This window comes from Nostoc sp. JL33, assembly GCF_017114985.1.
GTDB lineage: Bacteria > Cyanobacteriota > Cyanobacteriia > Cyanobacteriales > Nostocaceae > Nostoc.
In genome coordinates this window covers 81925-92230 of sequence record NZ_JABXKP010000106.1, presented here as the reverse complement: position 1 = coordinate 92230, position 10306 = coordinate 81925, and the positions used below count along the sequence as shown (strand labels likewise).

Annotated in this window: 6 protein-coding genes and 1 pseudogene; 1 reads left to right on the top strand and 6 read right to left on the bottom strand. The window is 42.6% G+C overall.

Annotated features, from left to right (window positions below):
- Positions 1-56: 56 nt before the first annotated feature.
- Positions 57-1703 (top strand): ABC1 kinase family protein, encoded by a 1647-nt coding sequence (locus HWQ23_RS33330; protein WP_292838194.1) that lies wholly within the window; start codon positions 57-59, stop codon positions 1701-1703.
- Positions 1704-1798: 95 nt separating this feature from the next.
- Here HWQ23_RS33330 and HWQ23_RS33325 read toward each other — a convergent pair.
- From HWQ23_RS33325 to tkt, 6 genes and pseudogenes are all read right to left on the bottom strand, one after another.
- Positions 1799-2649, bottom strand: a pseudogene (locus tag HWQ23_RS33325) (Rpn family recombination-promoting nuclease/putative transposase).
- A 94-nt stretch (positions 2650-2743) separates the two neighbouring features.
- Complete coding sequence (locus HWQ23_RS33320) at positions 2744-4459, bottom strand: protein kinase domain-containing protein (protein ID WP_292838181.1); 1716 nt, start codon at positions 4457-4459, stop codon at positions 2744-2746.
- Between the two features lie 327 nt (positions 4460-4786).
- The gene (locus HWQ23_RS33315; RefSeq protein ID WP_292838192.1) at positions 4787-5623 is read right to left on the bottom strand and encodes an alpha/beta fold hydrolase; all 837 of its coding nucleotides are present in this window, start codon (positions 5621-5623) and stop codon (positions 4787-4789) included.
- 117 nt (positions 5624-5740) lie between these two features.
- Positions 5741-6661 carry a bestrophin family protein gene (locus HWQ23_RS33310; protein ID WP_292838179.1) on the bottom strand — a complete coding sequence of 307 codons (921 nt, stop codon included), beginning with the start codon at positions 6659-6661 and terminating at the stop codon, positions 5741-5743.
- A gap of 600 nt (positions 6662-7261) precedes the next feature.
- On the bottom strand, positions 7262-7660 hold the full coding sequence (locus HWQ23_RS33305) for a VOC family protein (protein ID WP_292838177.1): 399 nt from the start codon (positions 7658-7660) through the stop codon (positions 7262-7264).
- Between the two features lie 587 nt (positions 7661-8247).
- Entirely contained in the window at positions 8248-10275 is a 2028-nt protein-coding gene (gene tkt, locus HWQ23_RS33300) for a transketolase (protein WP_292838175.1), read from the bottom strand.
- Between the last annotated feature and the right edge of the window lie 31 nt (positions 10276-10306).

Sequence of the window (10306 nt, the reverse complement as noted above, 5' to 3'; positions counted from 1 at the left end):
CCCCACTCCCCACTCCCCACTCCCCACTCCCCACTCCCCACTCCCCACTCCCCAAAATGTTCCTCACCCAAACTGTTCCCCGTCAACGAGAAATTCTTGAAGTATTCCTTCGCAATGGCTGGGACTATATGCGAAGGTTGCTTACTGGTGGCAAAGCTGATGAACCCCAGCTACCTACACCTGCGGTTTTAAAAAATATTCTGGTAGACTTGGGCCCAGTTTACGTTAAACTTGGCCAGCTACTTTCCACTCGTCCAGATTTACTGAGTGCCGCCTATATTGAGGAACTATCAACCCTACAAGACGAAGTACCGCCAGTTCCTTGGTCAGAGATAGAAATAATCCTCCGTAAAGAATTAAAACGTCCAATAGCAGAAACCTTCAGCACAGTTAACCGTATTCCAGTGGCGGCCGGATCAATTGCCCAGACACATCGAGCTACATTAGCAGACGGTCGAGAAGTTGCTCTCAAGGTGCAACGTCCAGGAATTGATCTGACTATTGCCCAAGATATTGCCTTAATTCAAGGTATTGCCGATTTAGTGGCGCGTACTGAGTTTGGGCAAACCTATGAAATCAAATCCATTGCCGAAGAATTTACCAAAGCTCTAGAAGCCGAGTTAGATTTTACACGGGAAGCGGGTTTTACAGACCAACTGCGGCGCAATTTATCTAAAAGTCGCTGGTTTGATCCCACGCAAATAGTGGTTGCGGAAATTAACTGGGAATTGACCACTGCAAAATTACTGGTGATGGAATGGCTGGATGGAGTGCCGTTCCTAGCGGCGGATTTGGATAATGACCCCAACGTTAAAGACCCTGCTCTCAAGCGTAAAGAAATAACTACTTTGTTATTTCGGGTATTTTTCCAACAACTATATATTGATGGCTTTTTTCACGCCGATCCCCATCCAGGAAACTTGTTTTATCTCAAAGATAGTCGTGTTGCCCTTTTAGACTGTGGCATGGTGGGAAGACTTGATCCGCGCACACAGCAGATATTAACAGAAATGTTGTTAGCGATCGTTGATTTAGATGCTCAAAGGTGCGCTCAGTTAACTTTGCAACTCTCAGATTCTGCTCAACCAGTAATTTTGTCGCGGTTAGAAAATGATTACGATCGCATGTTGCGAAAGTATCACAATGTCAGCCTAACGCAAATAAACTTCAGTCAAATAATTTATGAAGTTTTACAAGTTGCCCGCAACAATAAAATTAGATTACCTAGCAATATGGGTTTGTATGCCAAAACCCTAGCGAATTTAGAGGGTGTAGCGCGGACATTCAACCCGGAGCTTAATTTTTTTGATGAAGTCAAACCATTAATTACAGACTTGTTTCGTCGGCAATTAGTGGGCGATAATCCAGTGCCGTCGCTCCTCAGGACAATCTTAGATATTAAAAGTCTGTCTCTCCAATCTCCCCGCCAAATTGAACTGTTATTAGACCGAGTTACCTCGGAAACGTTACAGTGGAATTTATCGCTGCGGGGGTTAGATGGTGTGCGGCGCACTATGGACGATGCGGCTAACCGACTATCTTTTAGTATATTAGTGGGTTCGCTGATTATGGGTGCAGCAATTATTTCCACCAAAGCACAGACAACTCAGCTATCTTTTTTAAGCACCACCCTGTTTGCCGTCGCTAGTTTATTGGGTTTGTGGTTAATTATTAGTACATTGCGATCGGGACGTTTACGGTAAAACCTTGTTTGAAACTTTCTTGATCAAAGAAAGATTTCTCGAACACTGACATCTACTACCTCCTGATTTGCCAAACTCAAGCAAGTTCCATTACTTCAAATGAATTGCCGTAATTCATCTAGAGTATTCGCGCTCTTTATTCCTTGCTGAATTGCTTTTAATCTATCTAAATCTGAAATTTGAGAGATTTCTGGCATCAGTTGCAATCCCTCAGTGCCGAATTTTATCTCCAAAGCGAGTTCAATACCTGATAGTATCTCTTCTCGCCGTCCTTCTCGCCGTCCACGTTGTTCACCTTCTTTCAAAATTTGCTGATACCAGGGAGATTCACGTAATATTGCCATATCCCACCTCATGATTTGCTGAACTAAAGCGCTGTCTAATACGAAGGTAGCAAAAAAAGCCATGACGGTTTCTAACTGGCTCAATTGCTCATCGGCACGGAGAATTTGCAATGCCCGTTGCACAGTGGATTCTTCTGCACCTCCTTTGAGAATTGGGACAAAGGGAAGCAAGGAGGGAACAGGTTGAGTAAAAGCGATTTCCACATCGACTTCCCAAAGGTTGATTACGCGGTAGTCTTGACGCGCCTGTAAACCAGCAAACTGCGATTCATAGCTGGTGGGAATTTCAACATCACTTTCTTTGAGGATGTTAACTAGTACCGGATAGGTGGGCAAATTGTACTTTTCTTCAGCTAGTGCTGCGTATGCCCGCATCCGTTTGGGCATTTCAGTTTTGTAGCGTAATTGTAAAAAAGTTGAGTACGATAAATTCGCCATATTGGGGACTGGTGGCGCGGACTAAGACATCACTCTCACGGCTAATCCACTGGAATTCGGAGTTGTCCGCATATAATATCAGGAATTTTTGTTACCCATTTTACCCAATTTTCGGGTGCGAGGCTGATTAATCGCTTGGTGCTAATATCTGCTGCTTTAGCCATAGAAGATGTAGATGACCATAGTTGTAGTTTATAGCTAAAGTGGTGATATCTACGATGGGTTAAGCCTATGCACTGATGTACTTTGCTAGAGATTTTACAAATTACTTGGTATCGTCTTAAAGTTTTCTGCTGACCCCAAAGAATAATCTTTTAACTTAAAATCAGCAAAAGGCTTTTTTTCTAATCTATCCCGTAATGCTTCATCCAGAATTAAACCTGCTGATTGTTTTTTAACCCCAATGATTATAAGGCTTCTCTGATATTTAGTTAAATCCTGGTTTGCCTGACAATCACTCCGTTGAAATTGTCCCAAATTTAATATCCGATAACTTTTAACGCTTGGTGTATTAATAAATAATTTTTTAACTAAAAATTGTATTTGTTTGGAACGTTCTAGAGCCATACGTTGTTGAACTGCTATATCACCCTTGCAAGAAACTGTACCTACAGAAATGATCTCACTGGGGTTTTCCATTATATTCTGTATACCTTCTTGTTCTAAGTTCAACTTTAAAAGGTCTAGGCTAATAATTTCATCATTATATTTAATTTGAAAATTGCTACCTAAAAGCCATTTATATTCTAGTGATAAAACAGCTATATTAAATTCGGCTACCTTCCCCTGACTATCCCTACCTTCTTTATAAGGAAAATAATCAATTTTACCTTTTTTTTCGGGAGATTGTTCGTAATTTTGCCTCACAGAGAATTTTGATGTCCGCGTTGCCAAAGCGACTATACTAAGTAATCCTAATATAACTAGTAGCCCTACAAAAAATGCCAGTAGTCGTAGTTCTTCTGGCTGTTTATGTGGATAAAATGAACTTTTAGTAATTGGCGCGGACAAATGCTCAGTGCTAAAATTGCTTACTAAATTAGGATTTTCAGGAGTAGTTTCTGTTAGTTGAGTTTCAATTTCTTCGAGGCGCTGCAAAATTTCTTGAGTATTGGCAGGACGCTTTTCTATATCCAGCGCTGTTAGCCAATCAATTAAATTCAATAGTAAGGGTGATATCTGGATGGCATGATTTTGCCAGTGCAATAAATTGTGCTGCATATCATACATATCTAAGGGATGGTATCCCGTGAGTAAAAATACAAAGGTGCGTCCCAAGGCAAAGAAATCTGATTGCGGTACTGCTTGAGCGTTCATTTGTTCTGGAGCGCTGTAGCCAGATGACATAAGTGCTGTCATCCCGTCGCCGAGTTGGTCTGGGTTGGTTCTGTCAATTTCAGTGGCGGTGCCAAAATCAATCAGTACCAAATCCCCCCAACCCTTCCCAAGTGGGGATCGAATCATGATATTAGATGGCTTAATATCTCGATGCAAGTACTGTTTACCATGCACTAAATCCAAAATTTCTACTAACTGTTTTAACCAGGCTATGGCTTGTTCTTGAGAAATAGGGTGATTATGCTGCTGTAGCCACTGTTCTAAGTTGTACCCATCGATTTTTTCCATTGCAATGCAATGCAACACTAAACCATTTCGGGTTTGATACTGGAAGTAACTATCTTCGTTGGGAATGCCGGGATGCTTAAATTGTCCTAATACGGTTACTTCTTGCTGAAATAGTTCTACTGCTTTGGCGTCACTTGATAAATCCTCTTTGAGTATCTTGAGGATTTTAGGGGTATCTTGTTCGTATGCTTCATAAATTTTACTAAACCCTGTTTTGTGACTCAACAGGCACGTCACCCGATAACGCCCTAACAATTCCAGATGAGAACCACAACTTTGACAAAAGCGATTTTGATGATTATTCGGGTGATTTGGTTTAGGGCAAACGGGATTGATACAAAGGCTCATGACTGGCTTATCCGTACTTTAACAGTTATCAGTCATGAGCTATCAGTGTTCACGGGTTACTGATAACTCATAACTGATTTAAGGGGAGCGTAGACGCGTAGCTACTTGTCGCTAGACATGGCTCCCAATACGGTTCGGTTAACATGTTTGTCTCTCGAAGATCCCCCCAACCCCCCTTAAAAAGGCTTGCTCTTTCTCCTTTCTCCTCTTTACCCTTTTTAAGGGGGTCGCCGCAGGCGGGGGGATCTTATCCGAACCGTATTGACATCGCTCCTATTAATTCTTCTGTTGCCGGATGATAATCCCGTCCAATAATAATCAGATTTTCTATCTGTGTTCTGCCAAGAAAACTGCTACAGCTTGGTTAAATGCCTCTGGTTGTGTCAAAAACGGCCAATGATTGCCAGGAACTTGGCAGATACGTAGGTTTTTGAGATAGGTTTTGTAGGGTTGGATTTGCCAATCTTGGCGATTTAGACCTTGTTCTGGTTGGACAAAGAGGGCATGGGTATCAAGGGGGATTGTAAAACCAGGCACTTGCATGACTTCCTCAAAAATCCCGTCGCGGGCGGCTATAGTAAATTTGCTGCCCCAACTACCATCGAGTTTTTGTTCTATTCCTGCTTGGAAGACTTGCTGCTGGAAGGGACTCCATCCTTGATATTGCTTTAACTGCTGTGCTTGTTGTTCGGCTTCTTCATAACTGACAAAGGGGCCCATACTTTTGAGAAAAGGCAAGAACCGATATAACATCGGAAAAGTTACCCTGAAAAGGCTGGGCATTTTCCAGATAAAAATTGGATCGACCAGAATTATACTTCGCAAACGCTTTGGGTTTTGCCTTCCCCAGATGGCGGCTAATTTGCCTGTCCACGAGTGACTTACAATATGGGCAAAAGTCCATCCGAGATCATCCATGAGTGCTTCGAGGTCTGCGATCGCACTTTCAAAACTATAATCTCTCTCAGGCTTACTACTTTGGCCATGTCCGCGCATATCTGGTGCAACTATATGGTAGTCTGCCGCTAAGTAATCTCCTAAACTAGACCACACTAGAGCATGGTCGCCTAAGCCGTGTAACAGCAGTAAAGGTTCTTTACCTTGGTTCCACTCTAAGTAAGAAAGTTGGATATCAGACTTTGATAAAGTTTGACGTACAGGCATCATTGCACATCCACCAGTGAAGAAATAGTTTCGCGTTTATATACTACTGCGAAAGAAGATGGACGCGGCCAGATGGGACTTGACAGCTATAACCAAGTTTGGAAATTCTTCCCAATCTCAACTTTTCTCATAGGTCAAATTACTTGGATGCGATCGCGCATTTGGAGTCAGAGTAATTAAATCGTCTATATTGCGTTTCATTGTCTGGCAAATCGTATCTAGAGGTAAGTCGTTAGGATCATAACCAAAGGGGTTTTCTATCTCTAAGCCGATGGCTTCAATGCCAAATACTGTAAAACCAACGAAAGCAGCAATTAAACCTGTCCACCAACCCAGACTCTCCACTATTTGAAATGGGAACAGGAAACAATATAGTAACAATAATTGCTTCAGATGAATCGAATAAGCTAATGGCATAGGTGTTTTTAAAATCCGTTCGCAAGCTCCTAAATTATCCACAAGATTATTCAATAATTCTTGCATAGATGTTAACTGGTAGCTATTAAGGCAATTGCGATGATACTGCTGCTGTAAATAATCTCCTATCCAAAAGGCAACCTCTATGGGGGGATTATTCATAATCTTCAGTTTTCTATACTTACTAGATGGCATTAAATCTTCTAACTCTCTATTTACTGCTTCTCCCCGCAAATGTAATTTAGTTGTCACAGCAAAAGCTACCAATAAATTTAATGCTGTAATTTTATTGTCTTTATCTTCTGGAGATATTTCGTCAATTGATACCCAAATTTGCCGTGCCAGATTTCGGATGTTATTTACTAGAGATCCCCAGCATTTTCTCCCTTCCCAAAATCGCTCATAAGCAGTATTGGTGCGAAATACAAGTAACAAACCTAAAACAATACTAGGAATAACACTTCCTAAAATAGGTTGGGATACAGGCACCTTAAAATGGTAAAGTAGAGAAATCAAAAATCCGAAAGCTCCACACCATAAAATATGTTTGTAAATTGCTTTGAGAACTGAACCTTTAAGTTGTAATTTTATGCGTAGCCATGTGGGTTTTTCGGCTGTCATGTAGTCTCACCCTTAGAGAATATTTAGTGAACCGATAGATTAAACATCGGTACTTTAAAAATAATAACTATAGAAATAGCACAATTGGCAAAGAGGATAACTAGAGCGGCGTAAATAATTAAAGGTTTGTAGTGTACCCCTTTGGGGATCTTGCTACGCGAACACTACAAACTAATCTCAATAATTTTTACATTACTTAACCTACTTTGATTTATTCTCGCTTACTTACTTAGTGTAATAAGTAGTCTTGGGAAGATAACAGGATATGCTGGCGGTAATGACTGTATCCTACGTTCTGTTAGAATCCGCCCAGATAGGTAGGGGAGGCTGGGGAAGAGAGAAGGGTTATATAAACAGTCAAAAGCGATGCCTACGGCTGGCTACGCCGGAGCGGTAATTGTAAAGAAATATAAATATTTCCCAGTGGCTGCATAAATCCCGCATCCCACCTTGATAAATCGATAGAAGAAAAGGTACATGCCTATCGATGATGGTTATATAACATTAGTCGCTATCATGTATCCCAGTAAATCAAAAAGCTCTAACTTGTACAAATCCTGCCCTGTAAATTAAATGTTTAGGCATAACTAAATAAATAAGTTATGTCTTTTTTTTGTGGTTAGTCTCAAAACGTTGAATTTCAATCAAATAACCACTGGGGTCACGGAAAAAACAATGGTAAATGTTGTACTTTTCGTTTAGTGTAGGAGACTTTTCAAATTCGATGCCACGTTGTTTAAGATATTCAAACCACTCATCCACCTGTTGTGTTACCAAGGTAAAAATGACGCTTGATTGCTTGTCGGCTGGAGGAGTTGAGATTTCGCTTGCTTGGCACAATCCCAAGTATCCAGAGCCACTAACAGTATAAATTCGACAGGTTCCTTGGTCAAGCCACAACTCCAAGCCCAGCTTTTGTTGGTAGAATTCTGTGGACGCATCGAGATCATCGGTATAAAAGAAAGTAACCTGCTGTTCAATGGGCGGATGATCAGACATAAAATTAAATTTGAGTATATACCCCAACGACATCTGGCGATCGCATAGGCAAAAATTGATTGATGTTAGAAACCTGTTACTACTTCAGATGCCTTAAGCGCATCTGGAGTTTCTTTTTGGAAAAAGCGATGTCTACGACGGGCTGCGCCTACGAAATTTTCCAAATCATCCGGATATGCCAGAACACGCCTGAATAGGTATACATACTGAATTATCTATATTTAACACGGGGCATCACTTATTGATGTACCCCCCCTTGCCAAACAACTCTCGCAAAACAGCCTCAGATTACCTGGGGCTGTTTTGTCTACTTCCAACATCAAACTAAATCGAAGGGCTTATCCTCAGACACCTTTATCTAGATTTGAGTGTATACCCTGATGACGTAGGATGCTCTGACGGTGAAAATTTGATGTAGGTAAATGCGTATCTTTCCTGACTCCAGATTTGCCACAAACATTTCTGGAGTTTTTTCATTACTATAATTTAAAATTACCCATCTAGTGCTGAGTGAATTAAAATTTAATTTCTAAAAAAGGGCGGGCTTTCCAGCCCACCCACAAAATTTCGAGAATATTCTGTTGCTATTAACCTAACAATTGTTTAGCCTTAGCTAACACATTATCAACGCTAAAGCCAAACTTTTCTAGACAAACATTGCCTGGAGCCGAAGCACCAAAGCGATCGATACTAACAGTATCGCCTTCAGTACCTACGTATTTGTGCCAGCCGAAACTGCTAGCAGCTTCTACAGACAAACGCTTGGTGACAGCTTTCGGCAAAACGGACTCTCTATAAGCTGCATCCTGTGCTTCAAACAATTCCCATGAAGGTAGCGAGACAACACGGACTTTCTTGCCTTCAGCCGTGAGTTTTTCGGCTGCGCTGACGGCGAGGCTTAGTTCTGAACCAGTGCCAATCAAAATGATCTCAGGTGTACCTTCGCTATCCACCACGGTGTATCCACCCTTCGCCACCTTCTCAATCGATGTACCTGGCAAGTTGGGGACGTTTTGACGGGTAAATGCCAACAGAGACGGAGCATTTTGCTTCGCCTTCTCGATCGCTATTTTATAAGCGCCAGAGGTTTCGTTACCGTCTGCGGGACGAAACACCGTTAAATTAGGAATGGCTCGCAAGGAAGCCAGAGTTTCAATGGGTTGGTGCGTGGGGCCATCTTCACCTTGTCCAATTGAGTCGTGAGTCATCACCCAAATTACGCCAGCTTGGGAAAGGGCGGATAAGCGGATGGCAGCACGCATATAATCTGTGAAGATTAAGAAAGTAGCACCGTAGGGAATTAATCCCGAACTGTGCAGCGCGATACCATTACAGATTGCGCCCATACCATGTTCGCGTACCCCAAAGTGGATGTTGGGGTTTTGGTATTGCCCTTTTTGGAAGTCGCCCTGTCCTTTGATTTCGGTAAGGTTGGAGTGAGTCAAGTCAGCTGAACCACCAATCAATTCAGGTAAAACTGTCGCTAGTTTGTTGAGGCAGTTTTCTGAGTGTTTGCGGGTGGGTATTCCTTTATCTTCTGGGGTGTAGGTGGGTAGTACCTTATCCCAGCCATCGGCTAGTTTGCCGCTTATGTAGCGTTCAAATTCAGCGGCTTCTTGGGCATACTTAGCTTTGTAGTCCGCAAAGGTCTTGTTCCATTCGGTTTCGTAACCTGCGCCGCGCTCAACTGCTTTGCGTGTGTGGTTGAGAGCCTCTTCGGGTATTACGAAAGGCTCGTATTCCCAACCCAAATTTTTCCGAGTCAATGCTACTTCGTCTCCACCAAGGGCAGCACCATGAACACCAGCCGTGTTTGCTTTATTGGGCGAACCGTAACCAATGGTGGTTGTTACCTTAATCATGGATGGCTTGTCGGTTACAGCTTTAGCTTCGGCGATCGCTTTCTCAATCGCGGCTAAATCGGTATTGCCTTCTTTGACGTGCAGAACGTGCCAACCATAAGCTTCAAATCGCTTGGAAACATCTTCGGTGAATGCCACATCTGTGGAACCATCGATGGAAATGTGGTTGTCGTCGTATAGAGCGATGAGTTTGCCTAATCCTAAGTGCCCCGCGAAAGAAGCAGCTTCGCCGGAAATTCCTTCCATGTTACAACCGTCACCTACAATTACGTAGGTGTAATGGTCAACAATCTTGGTATCGGGTTTGTTAAATTTTGCGGCAAGGTGCGCTTCGGCGATCGCTAAACCGACTGCATTGGCAATTCCTTGACCTAGTGGCCCGGTGGTGACTTCCACGCCTGGGGTCATGAAGTTTTCGGGGTGTCCAGGGGTTTTGGACTCCCATTGACGGAATAGCTTGATATCTTCAATGCTTACGCTGTCGTAGCCTGTCAGATAAAGCAGGGCGTACTGCAACATCGAGCCATGACCGGCAGACAAGACAAAGCGATCGCGGTTAAACCATTTGGGATTCTTGGGGTTAAACTTCAAAAAGCGATCCCAGAGGACAAAAGCCATCGGAGCCGCGCCCATTGGTAGTCCCGGGTGTCCCGATTTTGCTTTTTCTACGGCATCAACAGCTAAGAAGCGGATCGAGTTAATACAAAGTTCTTCGACGGACAGTTCTTTGGCGGATTGGGTTGCAACAGTCATAATCTCTTGTTTTTAACGACGGGTTAGCACT